16 protein-coding genes and 1 pseudogene are annotated in these 16,605 nt (G+C 47.1%); 3 read left to right on the top strand and 14 right to left on the bottom strand.

The window, feature by feature from the left end; genetic code table 11:
- Positions 1-30: 30 nt before the first annotated feature.
- Positions 31-2,865, bottom strand: coding sequence for an excinuclease ABC subunit UvrA (gene uvrA / locus FBF26_03480; protein ID QJU10308.1), 2,835 nt, complete (start codon positions 2,863-2,865; stop codon positions 31-33).
- Between the two features lie 147 nt (positions 2,866-3,012).
- On the opposite strand from uvrA, the gene FBF26_03485 reads away from it, so the two are divergent.
- Complete coding sequence (locus FBF26_03485; protein ID QJU10309.1) at positions 3,013-3,432, top strand: hypothetical protein; 420 nt, start codon at positions 3,013-3,015, stop codon at positions 3,430-3,432.
- 17 nt (positions 3,433-3,449) lie between these two features.
- Here the strand turns inward: FBF26_03485 and FBF26_03490 are convergent, their stop codons facing one another.
- The 10 genes and pseudogenes from FBF26_03490 to FBF26_03535 all read right to left on the bottom strand — a co-directional run bounded on the left by FBF26_03490 (position 3,450) and on the right by FBF26_03535 (position 12,914).
- Positions 3,450-4,805: a hypothetical protein gene (locus FBF26_03490; GenBank protein ID QJU10310.1), complete on the bottom strand. Its 1,356-nt coding sequence runs from the start codon at positions 4,803-4,805 to the stop codon at positions 3,450-3,452.
- Positions 4,777-5,007 carry an ABC transporter permease gene (locus FBF26_03495; protein QJU10311.1) on the bottom strand — a complete coding sequence of 77 codons (231 nt, stop codon included), beginning with the start codon at positions 5,005-5,007 and terminating at the stop codon, positions 4,777-4,779. Before FBF26_03495 ends, FBF26_03490 begins: the two co-directional genes overlap by 29 nt.
- A gap of 99 nt (positions 5,008-5,106) precedes the next feature.
- Positions 5,107-5,688 (bottom strand): hypothetical protein, encoded by a 582-nt coding sequence (locus tag FBF26_03500; GenBank protein QJU10312.1) that lies wholly within the window; start codon positions 5,686-5,688, stop codon positions 5,107-5,109.
- Complete coding sequence (locus FBF26_03505; GenBank protein QJU10313.1) at positions 5,688-6,404, bottom strand: ABC transporter ATP-binding protein; 717 nt, start codon at positions 6,402-6,404, stop codon at positions 5,688-5,690. Before FBF26_03505 ends, FBF26_03500 begins: the two co-directional genes overlap by 1 nt.
- A pseudogene (locus FBF26_03510) lies at positions 6,385-6,927 on the bottom strand (PadR family transcriptional regulator). The gene FBF26_03505 and the pseudogene FBF26_03510 overlap by 20 nt, the downstream one beginning before the upstream one ends.
- Positions 6,928-6,976: 49 nt before the next feature.
- Entirely contained in the window at positions 6,977-7,921 is a 945-nt protein-coding gene (locus tag FBF26_03515; GenBank protein QJU10314.1) for a ketopantoate reductase family protein, read from the bottom strand.
- Position 7,922: 1 nt separating this feature from the next.
- The gene (sbcB, locus tag FBF26_03520; GenBank protein ID QJU10315.1) at positions 7,923-9,338 is read right to left on the bottom strand and encodes an exodeoxyribonuclease I; all 1,416 of its coding nucleotides are present in this window, start codon (positions 9,336-9,338) and stop codon (positions 7,923-7,925) included.
- A gap of 41 nt (positions 9,339-9,379) precedes the next feature.
- Entirely contained in the window at positions 9,380-10,696 is a 1,317-nt protein-coding gene (obgE, locus tag FBF26_03525) for a GTPase ObgE (protein QJU10316.1), read from the bottom strand.
- A gap of 64 nt (positions 10,697-10,760) precedes the next feature.
- Positions 10,761-11,714 (bottom strand): LysM peptidoglycan-binding domain-containing protein, encoded by a 954-nt coding sequence (locus tag FBF26_03530; GenBank protein ID QJU10317.1) that lies wholly within the window; start codon positions 11,712-11,714, stop codon positions 10,761-10,763.
- A 402-nt stretch (positions 11,715-12,116) separates the two neighbouring features.
- The gene (locus tag FBF26_03535; protein QJU10318.1) at positions 12,117-12,914 is read right to left on the bottom strand and encodes a hypothetical protein; all 798 of its coding nucleotides are present in this window, start codon (positions 12,912-12,914) and stop codon (positions 12,117-12,119) included.
- A 165-nt stretch (positions 12,915-13,079) separates the two neighbouring features.
- On the opposite strand from FBF26_03535, the gene FBF26_03540 reads away from it, so the two are divergent.
- On the top strand, positions 13,080-13,649 hold the full coding sequence (locus FBF26_03540; protein ID QJU10319.1) for a hypothetical protein: 570 nt from the start codon (positions 13,080-13,082) through the stop codon (positions 13,647-13,649).
- 2 nt (positions 13,650-13,651) lie between these two features.
- Positions 13,652-13,879, top strand: coding sequence for a hypothetical protein (locus tag FBF26_03545; GenBank protein QJU10320.1), 228 nt, complete (start codon positions 13,652-13,654; stop codon positions 13,877-13,879).
- Positions 13,880-13,899: 20 nt separating this feature from the next.
- On the opposite strand, the gene FBF26_03550 is transcribed toward FBF26_03545, so the two are convergent.
- From FBF26_03550 to FBF26_03560, 3 genes are read right to left on the bottom strand one after another with little or no spacing between them, the layout of a single operon-like run.
- Complete coding sequence (locus FBF26_03550; GenBank protein ID QJU10321.1) at positions 13,900-15,606, bottom strand: DUF2326 domain-containing protein; 1,707 nt, start codon at positions 15,604-15,606, stop codon at positions 13,900-13,902.
- A complete protein-coding gene (locus FBF26_03555) occupies positions 15,593-15,832 on the bottom strand; it encodes a hypothetical protein (GenBank protein QJU10567.1) in 240 nt (79 codons plus the stop codon). Before FBF26_03555 ends, FBF26_03550 begins: the two co-directional genes overlap by 14 nt.
- Positions 15,832-16,566 carry an HNH endonuclease gene (locus FBF26_03560; GenBank protein QJU10322.1) on the bottom strand — a complete coding sequence of 245 codons (735 nt, stop codon included), beginning with the start codon at positions 16,564-16,566 and terminating at the stop codon, positions 15,832-15,834. Before FBF26_03560 ends, FBF26_03555 begins: the two co-directional genes overlap by 1 nt.
- Between the last annotated feature and the right edge of the window lie 39 nt (positions 16,567-16,605).

The following is a 16,605-nucleotide window of genomic DNA, read 5'->3' on the forward strand; positions in this document are numbered from 1 at the left end:
AAGCCTGCTCGTTAGTAGCTATACGTCCAACTACAGCAAACTTTTCAGATACGTACCGGTAAATGATTCTGGCACGTTGGCGACTTCTTCTGGCGTGCCGCTCGCTACCACCGTACCGCCGCCGAGACCACCCTCAGGCCCCATATCGATAATCCAGTCGGCCGATTTAATCACATCCAGATTGTGCTCAATAATAATCATGCTGTTACCGCCGTCAACCAGCTGCTGCAAAATCCCCAGCAATCGCTTAACATCGGCAGAATGTAGCCCAGTTGTCGGCTCATCCAGAATGTACATCGTCTTGCCCGTCGAACGCTTTGAAAGCTCCGTCGCCAGCTTGATACGCTGCGCCTCACCGCCCGAAAAGGTGGTTGCTGGCTGACCGAGCTTAATATAACCAAGACCAACCTCGACCAACGTCTGTAATTTCCGAGCGATATTAGGCACGCTATCAAAGAAGTCCGCTGCTTGCTCAACCGTCATATCGAGTACATCAGCAATCGTCTTATTTTTATACTTAATTTCCAGCGCCTCACGATTGTAACGCTTACCGTGGCATTCGTCGCACTGGACGTAGACATCCGGTAAGAAATGCATTTCAATCTTGATCATACCGTCGCCTTGACAATTTTCGCAGCGACCGCCCTTGACATTAAAACTGAACCGACCAGCTTTATAACCGCGGACATTAGCCTCAGGCGTACTAGCAAACAGCTCGCGAATTGGCGTAAAAATACCAGTGTAGGTCGCTGGATTAGAGCGCGGTGTGCGGCCAATTGGTGACTGATCGATGACGATAGCCTTATCCAACTGCTTTATTCCCTCAATTTTATCGTGTGCGCCAGGTACGTCACTAGCCCGGTTGAGTCGTGCCGCTAATTCCTTGGCGACAATATCATTAACTAGCGTCGACTTACCGCTGCCTGAGACACCCGACACCACTGTCATCAGGCCCAACGGAAATGCCACATCAATTTGTTTCAAATTATTCTCACGAGCGCCGCGGACGATTAGTTGATGGCTCGCATCAACCTGGCGGCGGTGTTTTGGTACGGCAATTTTTTCTACACCCGACAGATACTGCCCGGTTATACTATCCGTGCATTTAGCCACCTCATTTGGCGCACCCAGCGCCACCACCGTGCCGCCATGAACACCAGCACCCGGCCCCATGTCAATCAAAAAGTCGCTCTGCCGAATTGTATCCTCGTCGTGTTCGACTACTAGCACCGTGTTACCTAAATCGCGCAGACGCTTCAGCGTAGCAATTAGCCGGTCATTATCACGCTGGTGCAAACCAATCGACGGCTCATCCAGCACGTACAGCACACCCTGCAAACCGCTGCCAATTTGCGTTGCCAGCCGAATTCGCTGCGCCTCGCCGCCGCTCAGTGTATTGGCGGCGCGCCCTAACTCCAAATAATTCAGCCCGACATTACTCATAAACCCGAGCCGTGCTGTAATCTCTTTCAAAATAAGCCGGGCGATCATCGCCTGCTGCTCATTTAGTGTTAACTTGTGAGTGAACAAGTCAAGCGCATCATCAACGCCAAGGTCGCAAATATCCATGATATTCAGACCCTGCACCGTTACTGCTAGGACAACCGGCTTCAGCCGCGCGCCGCCGCAAACATAACAATCCCTCTGGCGCATAAACCGCTCAATGTCCTTGCGCATAAATTCGCTATCGGTTTCTTTCCAGCGCCGCTCCAAATTGGGAATCACCCCTTCATAGGTTGTATCATAATGCCGCCCATTGCCAAGCTGCACTGGATATTTCTGATCGCCCGTGCCGTAGAGTACTTTCTGGCGCGCCTCATCAGACAACTGCCCAACCGGCGTCCGGATACTGAAACCATGCGCCTCAGCTACCGCCGAAATCTTGCGCATGTAAAAGTTATCAACATTAATCCGGTTGTATGGCCGAATTGCACCCTCGGCAATCGTCAGATTCTCGTTCAGTACTAAATTAGGATCGACCTCCAGCCGGCTGCCGAGCCCAGTACAGCTCGGACAGGCCCCCTGCGGCGCGTTAAAACTAAACAGACGCGGTTCAAGCTCTGGGATCTCCTCATCCGGATGATCAACACAGGCATATCGCTGCGAGAACGTCTTCAGTTCATCCGTATCAGCATCCAGCACCTCAACCACACCCTGGCCAAGCTCCAGCGCCTGCTCGACGCTCTGGCTCAGCCGGCTAGTTAGGTCATTGTTCACCACTAGGCGATCAACCACTAACTCAATGCTGTGCTTGTAGTTCTTCTGTAGCTGCGGAAACTCATCCAGCGCGTACACCACGCTATCCACGCGCACCCGGGCGTAACCTAACCGCCGATACTGCTCTGGAATGTGCGCAAACTCACCCTTCTTATTTTTAACAATTGGCGCAAGTAGCAGCAATCGCTTACCCTCATATTGCTTGATAATCTCCTGGATAATCGCCTCGGCCGTGCGGCGCGACACTGGCTTATGGCAACGCGTGCCGTCTGGTTTGAGAGCCGGACAATGCGGCGTGCCAATCCGCGCAAATAGGAGGCGCAGATAATCATAAATCTCGGTCACCGTCGCTACCGTTGAACGCGGGTTACGGCTGGTTGATTTCTGGTCAATTGAAATCGCCGGACTCAGGCCCTCGATACTATCAACATCTGGTTTATCCATAATGCCTAAAAATTGCCGCGCATAACTCGACAAACTCTCGACGTAGCGGCGCTGTCCCTCGGCGTAAATCGTATCAAACGCTAGCGACGACTTACCGCTACCACTGAGACCAGTGATCACCACTAGTTTATCGCGCGGAATTTCCACGTCAATATTTTTCAGATTATGTTCACGGGCGCCCTTGACGCGAATAAACTCTACCATATCTGGTCTATTATACCGAATAGACATTCATTTTTCCAGTTGCAGCGGGCGAGATAATTTCCCCTGTCGCCACACTATAAATATATTCATAAAAACATATTAAGCTTATGATTGCAAATATGATAATCGGCTGTTATAGTAAAACACATGAAGAGGTTTGTGATCATCTGTGGAATTGCCGTTGCCGTCGCAACCTTATTTTACCTGACCCGCGAAGAGTGGTTTTCATTCATGGTTATCGGTAGACTTCCATTCACTGGTATCATTCTGCCAGCAGCTGTGATGATGGGCTTCTGGATGATCATTGTGCCGGTATGTATTATCTGGGCAAAATCGATTAGTGCTGCATTTTGGAGTAGTATCGAGGTTATCGGAGAGTTTGATCAGCGTCGCATTAATCGACAACTCCGTCTAGCGGCAAATTCTCGTCACGCAACAACACAGCACGTCAGTCTAGCTATGGTTGCAGCGTGGCTCGTAATGACGCAACGTCATCTAGCACAAGCTGATGCCACTCCCAAGGTTGACGACCAATCTACAGCACGATTGGCCGTTGCAACAAACTAAAGATATCCCCGCCCCGCTTACTCAGTCTGATTTGCTTCTGGTGACGTCAGCTTCTTGATCATTGGCAATATGATATAGATATCAACAATAGCCATTGCCAATCCAGCACCAATAATCAAGCAATATAGTGGTGTAATAACTGGCTTTAGGGAGGTTGGAAGGATGCTGATAAATACCAATCCTGTCCACACACCGATAGCACACGAGAGTAGGGAGACACTCACTAACGGCACTAGCGATTCAAAGCCAACGAGGCGCTTTAGCTGACTGAGTTTCATCCCGCCGAGCCGTAACGTAAACAGTGACCTCCGTCGCTCCAAGAGTCCACCAATCGTCGATACAATTAAACTTGCTACGGCGACAAACAATGTCACGCCCATACCAACATAGGCAAGATCGGCGAAGTTTTTGATGACTGGATTAATGGCTGGCCGCTTAGAATCAGCACCACCAACGACCCACATTGGATTGGCTGATTGTAGTCGCTCACCAACTAGGCCTCGCAATTGATCAACATCAACTGCATTTTGTAGAGTCACGAGATAATTAACGTTGCCCTTTGTTTCAACAGTATCCATCAATGTCACCGACTGCGTAACTGGCGCATCAAAATTGATGAGTGCAAATTGATCCGGACGAGCACCGCTTGGGCACGTATGCTCAGTGTATGATGCTAGATCGCTACAACGCATAGCATGGCCTTTTTCGAGAGGATATATTGCTGCACTATTTACAATATATTGCTGCCTATTAAGAGTTTGCCGCATTGACTGCGGCAGTGAATCACCAATAATTATCGCAGAGTTACCCTTACGCTGTGAGTAGCCATTATTATTAACTGATGATGCACTCAGCATCTCAATGCCACTAACTGCCGTCAGATAAAAACTCCCTGCAAATAGTGCCAAGACGACACCACTGACACTGCGGAATACAGCTCGCGAATGTACCGCGATACGCTTACTTGCGATCAGCACCAGACCGCTACGCGCCCACCGAGCGCACCATCGTGCGATACAATTCGTCAGCCAGCCACCGGCCAATACCAGGCCAAACATAACAAGCATCACTCCCGCCGCGAGCACCATCATTGCTCCTAATGAACTATCTGCCTGCCCATGAAGCCACTGATGTCCCGCAGGAGTCCAGGCCCAGGCAAAGATACCAAGACCTATTGCTAGTGGTAGTACTCGCCAAATACGCAACTTCTTTACTTTTTCTTGCGTCCGGGCTACGCCAAGTGGTGAAATCTGTGCTCGCCGCATCCGCCACCAGCTCACACCAATAGTTAACGCCAGTGTCAATGCAATGATTAACAGATACTGTAGCCAGTTTAGCTGCAAATCAGCCGGCCAGAATCGTGCACCACCCATCACCCATCTCAAAATTCTGTAGCGGTGCCTGAAACAGCCAAAACGCTACGAGACCAATAACAACTCCGACAATTGAAGCTATAAGTGACTCGAGGAGAATCACTCGTGTCACTTGCTTTTTTGTGGCGCCAATCAACCGCAATGCCGCATAGCGTTTCTCACGCTGTACGCCACCTAGCTGGGTCGCAACCGCGACAAACATAACAATTGGAAATAGTAGAATTGTTCCACCAACCCCAAGCACAATAACCGATATTGGATCAAGACCAATTGTTTGGCGATGACCAGCCGTTGCATCAGTTTAGTATATATCGGTAAAGTATGATGATTGCCCACGAGACTGAGCGGCCTTATCCGTGGCGGCAACTTCCTCAGTACTCACCTCTCGAATAAGCATCAGTGCGTCTGGACTTTGTAGGTACGCATCAGGGATCGTACCAAGATACTTTGTATGCTTGCCAAATCTATCAATAATCTTATCCTCGGGATGCTGGGCGACCTTCTCGGCCAGAGCTTTTGACATATAATATTCACCAGATGCTGGTGTTGGTAATTGAGCAAACTGGACCGACCCTTCTACGCCATAGAGTGACAGTACATTAATTTTTTTATCGCGCCATTTCGTCAAATTACCTAGCTGTACGTTTGACGCCTTTAGCGGCTTGACGGTGGTGTCTCGTTGTCGCTGCTGCGGTGCAGCATTCTTTGCTTGAAGTATAGCCGTATTAATAATCGCACGGTCGGTCCGTTTCAGTAGACCGTTTACACCGGCTACAAAATAACAAACCAACACTATACCAAGTGCGATAGCTGCCGATGTCAGCACGAGGCGGGCCATCGATTGGCGACCAGATTTACGAAGAAGCATCCAACTAATGCTCATTATATAACCCTCCTGCTATGAGCATCAGAGCTCACTGATTGTACATGTCCAGCGCTTGCAATTTGACCATCACGAACAATGATCTCACGGTCTGCATACGCAGCAATCGTCGGTTCATGGGTCACCATGATAACCGTTGTTCCATGCTCTTTAGCGGTTGCAATAAATAACTCCGTAATCTTCTCCGAGTTAAGGCTATCCAACGATCCGGTTGGCTCGTCGGCAAACAGTACGGTTGGATTGGTCACCATAGCACGAGCAATCGCTACACGTTGCATCTGACCACCCGATAATTCACCAAGCATGCTGCCAGCCTTGTCGCTGAGCCCGACCGCTTTGAGCCAGTGCTCAGCTTGCTTGTAAGCCTCCTGTCGCTTAGCACCATTGAGCAGCAGAGGCAGGGCTACATTATCGAGACTGGTCAATTCTGGTACGAGCTGTCCAAACTGAAAAACGAAACCAAAGCGAGTCCGCCGCAAGATACTACGTTTATCATCATTCATTACATCAATACGGTGACCATCAAAATGAATCTCGCCACTATCAACACCGATAATCGCTGCTAGACTGTGCAATAATGTTGATTTGCCCGAGCCACTTGGCCCCATAATTGCTAGCACCTCGCCGGCCATAACATCAAGCGATACACCACGCAGCGCTTGCGCCTGTCCAAATGATTTCTTGATATTCCTCGCACTAATAATTGGCTTGCCCATGTAATAATTCCTCCTTTAACTTTGTTAAGCGTGAGATAGTTAGTTCAATCCATCGTAAATCTGCCTCCAAATGAAACAACGCATGATCAATCAGTAGCATATTTGACAAGTCGCTATCACGCCGCTGAGTGGTTAACTCACGCATGCGTTGGATATGTGCGGTGCGCTGATTATCAAGGTATGGTGCGGCGTCTCCCTCCTTGAGAATGGCGAGTACCGACTTAATATACATCGTTGCCTGTAGTTGGGGTGATGGCGCTTCGGGAGTCTCCAACCATTCTTGTAGCTCATAATGTCCTTTTTTAGTGATAGCATAACGAACTCTATCTGGACCACCTGAGGTGCCAGTATCGACAATTTCTTTAACCTTGCCATCACGTTTTAACCGCGCCAATATTGAATATACCTACCCGGCTAGAATTGGCTTATCTTTACCAAAGTAGTCATCGTACTTCTTCTTTAACTCATATCCATAGTTTGATCCTTACGCTAAAAACCCAAGAAGTGTGTACTGTGCATTCATACTCTTACTATACACCACGTGACTAGCTATCGCAAGAGTTATTATAAACTTAGTGTATAGTTGTCTTATAGCGCTGAACAGCCGGATTATATGCCTGCCATGCCGGCATCAAAACCCCTAACCGCCTGCCGTCAGCCAATACTTCATCATACCCAGCTAGCCATTCGTTAAATCCGTGCTTCATATGACCCGTTACCATATCGACTACATCGGGCTGTTGAAGTGCATGCCGCATTATTGCAGTAGCTACCCCTAGCGGCATCATTGATAGTACATTGAAAGGGAAAACTCGCCACACCGCAACACCTTGGTGACGACATAGAGACATACCGTCACGAAGTGCCATAATTAGCTGACGAATCGCCCCTGGATCATGCGTTAATGCCGAAAAACTGCCACTACTAGCTATGGCGCCAGCAGTTGCTGATTGCTGGAGATAATGAACTTTCATCCAATCAAGCAGACGAGCATCATAGCTGCTCGCTACCCCAGCTTCTTTTAAATGCTGCATGAATAACTTTGCTCCCGCCCTTGCACCACCAACCCGCGTCGGTGTTGGAAATATAATAACCTTCACGCCATTATTATCTCGCCCACCGCCAATACTGGAAGGGAAGGCAATAAAATAATCATCAGGCGATATATATTGATCAACCTCACTGGCCAGATTCCAATTATTTTGCATAAATCCAATCCACCTAGCCTTAGGCTGATACTTTGCTAGTATCGGCAGTACCGATTGAAGTTGACAGCGATTAACCGTTACTAATATAACGTCGTAATAACCTACTGGCGATGTGACACACTGTGGGTAAAATACCGTCGACTGATACGTATTGTCACGCTGACGCAAATCCTTTATAGCAAGTGGCACGCCTTGCGACACCTCTTCATACCGCTCAGGCAATACGAGCACATCCACATCATGGTGTACCGCTAATAAATGTGCATACGTCAGACCGATTGTTCCCGCACCATAAATTAAGTACCGCATCTTAGTCCTCAGTGGGCAGTATCGCCTCCGCCCATAGCTGTAATTCCTGCAAGATAAACTGCTGTTCGTCAGTCGCCGTCGGCGCTAGACGCTGCAGAGACGCCATAAATTGTGGTAGTTGCGCCTGCAAGTGCTGCGCCCGCCATGTTTCCCATTGCACTAAATCATCTTCGCTGAGCGAGCGCGGAAAGTTGCGCGCTTTGTAGTGTAGTAGCAGCGGCGCCAAACGCTCATCTTGGAACTCTGGATGAAAATCAGCCAGCTCGCGCTCATCGGCATTGCGCACCGCTTCGACACGGATACGATCGCGGTCATGCAAAAAGCCATCGTACAGTTGTGCTTCTGGATCGGGCAATTTTTTGAAGGCTGGCTTGTTTTCAAAAATACTGCGCAATTTTTCGGCAAAATCTGGGTGATTCAGCAAAATATTTTGATGCTGTTGGACAATTTCTGTGCTAAGCGAAATTTTCTGCCAGCCATCGCCCTGCTCCAGCACACCCAGCGGTGCCACCGCCGGACAGCGATTGTACTGCAACTCTTTGACTGGCAATTTGACAAAATCCTCAGCCTGCCGCTCCTCCCACGACGCAAAGATTTTCTTTGTTAATTCCTCCGCACTCAGCCCAACAAACGGTATCGGATCATACCGCAAGTCATAGACGACCACACCGCCGTTTCGACTGGTCGTCAGTGGAAAGGCCACCGTGGTTTTGGCGAACTCTTTGTCGTAACGCCCGCTGGCGTAAACAAACGGTTTTTTGTCATCCACGTTGACCAGCTGTTGGACTGCTTTTTTGTCACGCATTTTTAGCAAGTAATCATACAGCTGTGGCTGCTTTTGCTTAATCAATTTCGTCACGGCAATCAGCGCTGTCACGTCCGCCAAGGCATCATGAGCATTTTCATGAGCAATACCATTGGCACTAGTGATTAATTCCAAACGATTGCTGGGCTCACCCTTAGCATCAAGCGGCCAATTTATTCCTTCCGGCCTCAGTGCCCGCGTCAATCGCACCACATCCAGCAAATCCCAACGCGAGCGACCATCCTTCCAGCTCCATTCGTACGGATCATGGAAATTGCGCCACAACAAATGACGAATAAATTCGTCGTCAAACCGAATATTATTAAAGCCAACCGCGATGGTGTCCGGCGTAAAAATCTCCTCGCTCAACATCCGGGCAAACTGCGCCTCGGTGTAACCTTCTTCAACCGTTTTTTGCGGCGTGATACCCGTCACCATTAGTGCATCAGGACTCGGCAACGTATCATCATTCAGCGTCACCAATAGATTATACGGCTCACCAATCGGCTCGAGATTCATGTCCGTCCGCTGCCCAGCAAACTGCATGATGCGGTCTTGCCGCGGATTCAGTCCGCTGGTTTCTAGGTCGTAGAAGAAGAATGTCTGTGCCATACCTATAGTATAGCAAAGCTACGAGATGACACCCAAACCTACTACTCAACCAACGTAAACGGCTTCGATTCGCCAATCTGCACCACGGTCTCGCCGACTGCACCCTGACGGATTAGCTCGTGAGTGATACCCATTTTTCGCATGATGTCGCGCAGGCGATTGACCGATTCAAATTGATCAAAGTTAGTACGGCGAGCAAACTTTTCAATTTTAGCACCGTGGATAATAAAACTAATCATCTCTTCATCGTCTACATTTTCAGGCTCCGCACCGACCACCCGCTCTACCGTCCAGGCATCAGATGCTGCTTGTGCGTCCAGCGCGATTACCGGCAAATCGTCTCCCTCTTCTTCAGTCCGCTCAGCTTCCCGTACTCGATAATTCGTGACCTCACGACGCAGTAGGCGTAGCAGCTCAGTCACGCCGGCATGCGTCTGAGAGGAGATCACCACCACTGACGAACCATTGGCTACATTGTGTAACGCTGTCGACTGCATGGCAATGATTTCTTCATCCAATCCTTCACATTTCGTCAAAGCGATAATCTCTGGGCGCGTCGCCAATTCCTCGGAATATTTTTCCAGCTCACGGCGAATAGTCTGGTATTTTTCCGCTGGGTCGTCACTATACGCATCAATCATGTGGAGCAACACGGCTGTCCGCTCAACGTGGCGCAGGAACTGATCGCCCAAACCCTTACCTTCCGAAGCGCCTTCAATCAACCCCGGGATGTCAGCAATCAACACTGAACCATCATCAACATCCGCTACGCCCAAATTTGGCGTCAAGGTCGTAAATTCATAATTGGCAATTTCCGGCCGAGCATTAGAAACCACGCTCAAGAATGTCGATTTACCAGCATTAGGGAAACCAACCAAGCCAACGTCGGCCAATAATTTCAATTCCAGCTCAGCCTCAAATTCTTCACCCGCCTCGCCAAGCTCAGCCATCTTTGGTGCTTGGCGCGTACTGGACGTAAAGTGCGCGTTACCAAAGCCGCCATCACCGCCCCGGGCAACAACTGCTTGTTGCTGGTCTGCCGTCAAATCTGCAACTACCTTGCCGTCGCGCTTGACCAATGTACCCATTGGTACTTTGATAACCAGCGGCGAGCCACTTTTGCCACGCTTATTACGCTTACTGCCGTCACCGCCATTCTCTGCTTTTAGTTCTGGCCTGTGGCGAAAATTCAGCAGTGTATTAAGGTCTTTGGTCGCCAAAAACACCACATCACCACCACGTCCACCATCACCGCCATCAGGACCGCCTTTGTCAACATACTTCTCATGCCGAAAACTGACTGCGCCGTTACCACCCTTGCCAGCTCGCACTAATACTTTCGCTGTATCTACAAACATAATTTTAGTATATCAAAAAGCACCCCCGAGAGATAGCGGAGGCGCTTTATTGCCTTAGAGCATCCTAGTGAATAAAGTTATATCGACCAACCTCAGACATCGGGATCGTTCGATGCGTCACGACGTTATACCCAGCGTAATTCATATCGCTAACGTAGATCGTGCCACCTTCAACCCGCTCGACCATACCGACGTGACCAAGACCACCACCGCCCCATGTTGTCTGGAAGATTGCCCCTGGTGCCGGCGTATGATTAACGACAAAACCGGCTGCCCGAGCACTTGCTGCCCACGACGTCGCGTTGCCCCAGAAGCTACCAATTGGTCGACCAAGTGCTGCCCGCCGCTCGTACACGTACCATGTACAGTTGCCAAGAGCGTATCGGTTGCCAACTGATGCTCGAGCGTAACCATAGCTGATACCACTGACTGCGCCGCCCGTTGTCCGCCCTGCATAGCCCCGACGGCCAGAGCGGGACGCCACGTAACCTGGCTGCTCATTTTCTGGCAATACGCCACCCGGCAGAACAATTCGTGTATCTTTGGCTAGTGCCGCCCCATTTGCCAAGTCGTTATACAATGCCACTCGTTCAGGATTTGCTTTATACTTTTCTGCCAATTTTTCGACGGTGTCGCCGTCCTTAACAGTGTAGACCACGCCGTCAACCATCGGGATAATCAATGTTTTGCCAGCTTCAACCGCATCAGATGTCGTATTGTTTGCCCAGCGCACCGTCTGGGCCGTCACATTAAACTTCTTAGCAATCGAGTCAATTGTATCGCCCTGCTTAGTGACATAAGTCTTGATGCCGCGCTGAGCTGATTTCTCAGGCTGGATAATCTGTGGCTTAGAAATAACCTCCGTATCACCCTGAGCCAACTCTTTTTTGATTGACAGCGTTGCCGTCGCTTCACGTAAATCACCGGCAGTTGGCAGATTGACCGTCTCAGCCAGATCGGTTACCGCATTAGCAGCCGCCAGTTGATCTACTGAAACCTTATTTGTCTCATGTGTCACACCAGTAGACGGTGCGACTGGCTGAGAGGCCGAGACTGAGCCCTGCTGACTAGCGACGCCACCTGTCTGATAACTTAGTGCCAGAAATGAAATAACTAATAGAAAGATTCCGCCATACGCCGATATTGCGCTTAGCTTGAGTTTTTTGCCCCGATGGGCAGATGCTTGGTTACGAATAACGCTTCTCCCGTGTCAATGTCTCCATCAACGCTGACTACCGTACTGAGTCTTTCTTCTCGCACAAGAACAGGATGCATTGTCGACCTAATAATTAGTTGATATTGCTAAACGATTAGTTTTCCGCATCCGTGCGACCGTTCTGGTAGGCCCGCGCGCTTACACGGCGTATACCCTGTATGAACGCAAGCTTATTTCCATTATACGCGATCCTCTCATAATTTGTCAATGCTTTACCCTGTAATACACCTCACCCTTTAGCATATACACCAGCCCAACAACAAAGCTCAAAATGACTGCATATGGCAGCACCGCAGACATCGCCATCATTACAGCAAAGAGAATGGTAGCACGAACAATATACAAAAGTGTTATGACAAACATGAACGCACATATGAGTGCGAACGGCACTCGCACCATCAAGGTCACGCCAATCTTGCGATAACGCAGGCCCCGCTCCTGCTTAATTTTCTCCGCCTCAGATAGCTGGTCGGCTGGACGTGGCTGCCAATATGATACCCCCTCAGGTGTTATGATAATCTTCCATAGCCACAGTGAACCAATAGTCGTACACGCCACCATAAACAAGATAGCCGGGAGCGAGTTATTAAAGGCCAGTGTAGCACTAAATATCGCACGGGTAGCTTCTCGAAGCGCTGAGCTAAATGGGCCAACCTGAAAGACATAAAATTGTGCTAACACAATAAATTGCACCACCGGATACACCACAGTCATAGCGAGCGCAGCGATTCGTTGTCGGTACTGGTCAGTTCGACGGGACTGCTTCAAGACAATGAGACCTTGAACGAGGAGTGATGCGATAGCTACGCCAATGACAGTCAGTACTAACGGCATATCCTGAAGGTTTCGAAAGAATAGCGGCAGCTGACCTATGAACACCCCTGCTGAACAAACAAGTATTGCCGCCTCGATAATAATGACCGCCTCACATCGAATGTTACGCTCTGGTGAAGATGCAGCTTGTTTCTTGGGTTTATTCTTTATGGCCGTCGTCTTTGTCATTCGAGGATTTTCCCCTTTCTTTTTGAAGTATCCTACTGTCTATTATACCAGAGTATTTTTCGTTTTGACGTCAACAAAAATAGCTCGCTATCAAAACTGAGCGAGCTACTGCAAATTCAAACGGGATAACTATCCTTATAAGTATTGGTGACCCTACAAATATAAATGTGGAACTCCTTTTTCGCGATTTGTTTGCGCTGCGGGATCGCTTCAAGGAGCTGGGCATGGTTATTAAAAATGGCGAGGTGTATTTGCCGGATTTGGAGGAGCGTGATGTTTAATTTGCGAAAATCAGGCTCAAATCTCTATGACCAAAATACTTTCGACGACCAATTTATGCGCGATTTACGAAAAGGCCGAAAAAGCATTATCATCGAAAGTCCGTTTCTCAGAACTGTCCGAGTCGAAAAATTTATTCCAATATTCCACCGACTCAAAAAGCGTGGCGTTGCAATATTACTTAACACCAAACCACTTGAAGAACACGACGAAATATACAAACTACAAGCCCAAAAATCTCTGAATTTACTACAATCAGCAGGCGTCGAAGTGCTTTTTACAGTCAAGCATCACCGCAAATTAGCCATCATCGACAGAGAAATTATTTACGAAGGTAGCCTAAATATTCTCTCATATCGCGACAGTTGTGAGATAATGAGAAGGACGGCATCCGCGCTGGAGGCGGAGATGTTGATAGATTTTATCGGCTTAAATAAATTTATGGAGGTGAAATAATCATGAACGACGAGGATACAATCAAGGATCTTCATCTATACGAAGACGAAGAAACGATTCAGAAAACGATCCACTACCTGGAGCTTCACGACCCAGACAATGCCAATCGCGAATACGCGGTCGGATTTCTGAAATTCATGCAGCGATTTGCGCATGTCGCTAGCAGGAGTGAGGACTTTGATCTTGAGGGGTTTTTGAAGAAGTACAAGAAACAGGACAGTGCCTCTTAATAGACTTCAACGCGGCGGTGCTAAAAAGTTACACCCAGTAATGTGCCGTGCTCGTCTTTGTCGTTAAACCTTGCGATAATGTATTTGTTAAGGTTATCGGTAAATTCTTCCGGTAGAGAGTCATACGGCATATACCCAGAATTCATGGAGCAAATATACTGAAAGTCTAACGACTCGGCTTTGCTACTAGAAATTTCTAGAGCTTTTGCTACCTGTCTAGGATCTACGTCTGCAAATATTTTTGAATCGTGGAATAAGGGAAATTCTCTGTGACGTATAGTAGACCAATATTCAGCTAGCATAAGATCGTAGCAGAACACCTTCATACTACTAACGCCGTCGCTGCCAGCTTTTTTAATATCAATTTTAAACTTATAGCCTTCTTTATCTACATCGATAGAGAGTGTCCCGGGCTGTTCGTACAAAAATCGAGAGTTTGAATTAAATAAACGTATAGCTGTTGATATTAGCGGCTGGTCTCCGTTATATTCCTGCCACATCTTTGATATAACATCGCTAATCTCTATTCGTATGTCATCAATCCTTGACTTAATCTCCGTGAGTCGAGAAATTCTGCTCTCTATGTCTGCTATCTTGGCCTTGCTTTTGTTGACTTCATCTTGAAGTTTTGTATATTCATCAAGAGCTCCATGTGTCTTTAGTATATTCAAATAGCCAGCTCTCTCATTTGAGAGTTTTTCCATTTTGTTATCCAAAGCTCTGTTTTTTGTTACATATAGCTCGATCTCGCTTTCTAGATAATTTTTCCTGTTAAGTACTACGTCTCTGTGAAAATTAATCACCTCATCGAGTGTGCGTAGAGAGGATTTTTCAAAGACGGCGCCCGCTGCTTCGTATATTTGCTCTATTTTTATATCATCACCGTTTTCATTTTTTAAACTGTCTTTGTATCTCTCTACTATTTGAGAGTTTATAGTGATTTCATTGATAATATCGTGGATTTCTTTAGTTAAAGTGTCTGCTTTAGCCTGTATATCTCTATAGTCTTCGTGAACTTGAAAATTTTCTAGTCTTTTCATCTTCTCCGCAAGTTGCAACTCAACGTCTATTTTCTCTGAGTTCAAATCGCCCACCGTACCTCCAAACGCATCAAAAGCACCCGTTTCAATAGCTTTGTTTGCACTATCTAATTTTTTAAATTCAGATTTGAGTTGCGAGAATTTGACAGATAGCTGCCAATTTAATCCTAGCAGAAAAGCGGTATTGTTATCTCTAGATAGTGCTTTCTGCCGAGCAAAGCATAAGAAAGGATCAGAGAATGCGCCATCATCAGTTCTCATGAAGTACGACGCTAATGTGCGATACGTAGGGTGATTGCTTTTGTCTTTTACTTCACGTACACTAACACCAAACAATTTCTCTCCTAAGGTTAGACAAACTTCATCTGCGCTAATATCTTCAACTCCTAGCGCCACTATGTATTTTTTGTGATCATTTACTGCTCGCTTGAGAACAACCTCTTCTCCGTCTATCTCAATAGTCAAGCTGAATACCCAATCTTTCATCTCTTCTTTTTTAAGAGTTTTTGACGGCTTACCTCCTAGGCAATAATTTACAATTTCAAGCAATAGCGTTTTACCTAAGCCATTAGTGGAATGCTTGTCGCTGGAGTCTTGGTCGCGGTCGGCTATGATTATATTAAAACCTCTACGAAATTGTATGGTTTTAAAACTGCTTTTGTTTGCGCTTAATTTAACTAATTTCATGTTTTTTATTTTTTTCGATTACTCCATTATTATACAGTATAGCTCCGGAGGAGTACAGTAACACCAGAGCTGCAATAAACTTCTCAAACGTACCTATTTCTTCATATACCTTCACTTTGCTCCATAACGAACTCACTGTTTCAACTGAATCTATGTTTTGAAGAAGTATTGCGCCAACTCCAACAACCGAAAACCCCACGCGAATAGTTTTATCTGGAAGTATTATCATTTTTCAAACACCTCACATAGCTGAAAATAGTAGGCCACTATTCCGTAAGCTGCAGCCATATGACGAGGGTCGCTACTGTCGCTAGAGGCTGCTTGCACTAGAGAGTAAAATATAGCATCCCCGTTATCAGTATCTCTTCTTAAATTTTTATACTTTTGTACAAAAAATATCCTTAATTTTTCTGGATAGTCTTCGCTAGCATTTTTGTTTAAAAAATCATCAATCAGCGATACAGAAGCCATGCCCATTTTTAACATTTGCTCTGTCTGCGGACTTAGACTATTTTTGTGCACTTTATCCTTTATAGGTATCAGTCCAAAGTCTTCGCTATCGTATTTCAAAGGAGGGTTATCTATTATGTGCCGAAGAGTTTCCTCGAGTTCTCTAAATGTGATTGTCGGTAAGCTTCTCTTTATGGCTCGCTCAATGCGCTCCTCATGCAAAGATTTGATTTCATGAAGATAGTCAACAGAGTATTTTGCCACACTCTTATCAATAATAGTGTGGCACGCTGGACAGAGAAGGACAAGATTATTATAGGAATGACGTTCGATATCACTCTGACCGTCGTCATAGCGTGCAGAATTCGGCTTATGTCCCTTAATATGAGCCATTTCTCCTACAGGAATCAGGGTGTCAGTTTGACGCTCAACCACTGGATTGTTACACATTGCACAGCAATTACCGCTTTTTGCCCATAGAATTTTCACGCTTGATGGAGGAATGCTCATTTGTCTATTATTGTATCACTCTATACTGCTTGTGCCTAG

It is taken from the genome of Candidatus Saccharibacteria bacterium oral taxon 488 (assembly GCA_013100825.1).
Classification (GTDB): domain Bacteria; phylum Patescibacteriota; class Saccharimonadia; order Saccharimonadales; family Saccharimonadaceae; genus Nanosynbacter.

Bases quoted from the DNA above. Each gene is read 5' to 3' on its own strand.
- uvrA (QJU10308.1), bottom strand. From the start codon at position 2,865: ATGGTAGAGTTTATTCGCGTCAAGGGCGCCCGTGAACATAATCTGAAA.
- FBF26_03485 (QJU10309.1), top strand. From the start codon at position 3,013: ATGAAGAGGTTTGTGATCATCTGTGGAATTGCCGTTGCCGTCGCAACC.
- FBF26_03490 (QJU10310.1), bottom strand. From the start codon at position 4,805: ATGGGTGGTGCACGATTCTGGCCGGCTGATTTGCAGCTAAACTGGCTA.
- FBF26_03495 (QJU10311.1), bottom strand. From the start codon at position 5,007: ATGTTTGTCGCGGTTGCGACCCAGCTAGGTGGCGTACAGCGTGAGAAA.
- FBF26_03500 (QJU10312.1), bottom strand. From the start codon at position 5,688: ATGAGCATTAGTTGGATGCTTCTTCGTAAATCTGGTCGCCAATCGATG.
- FBF26_03505 (QJU10313.1), bottom strand. From the start codon at position 6,404: ATGGGCAAGCCAATTATTAGTGCGAGGAATATCAAGAAATCATTTGGA.
- FBF26_03515 (QJU10314.1), bottom strand. From the start codon at position 7,921: ATGCGGTACTTAATTTATGGTGCGGGAACAATCGGTCTGACGTATGCA.
- sbcB (QJU10315.1), bottom strand. From the start codon at position 9,338: ATGGCACAGACATTCTTCTTCTACGACCTAGAAACCAGCGGACTGAAT.
- obgE (QJU10316.1), bottom strand. From the start codon at position 10,696: ATGTTTGTAGATACAGCGAAAGTATTAGTGCGAGCTGGCAAGGGTGGT.
- FBF26_03535 (QJU10318.1), bottom strand. From the start codon at position 12,914: ATGACAAAGACGACGGCCATAAAGAATAAACCCAAGAAACAAGCTGCA.
- FBF26_03540 (QJU10319.1), top strand. From the start codon at position 13,080: ATGTGGAACTCCTTTTTCGCGATTTGTTTGCGCTGCGGGATCGCTTCA.
- FBF26_03545 (QJU10320.1), top strand. From the start codon at position 13,652: ATGAACGACGAGGATACAATCAAGGATCTTCATCTATACGAAGACGAA.
- FBF26_03550 (QJU10321.1), bottom strand. From the start codon at position 15,606: ATGAAATTAGTTAAATTAAGCGCAAACAAAAGCAGTTTTAAAACCATA.
- FBF26_03560 (QJU10322.1), bottom strand. From the start codon at position 16,566: ATGAGCATTCCTCCATCAAGCGTGAAAATTCTATGGGCAAAAAGCGGT.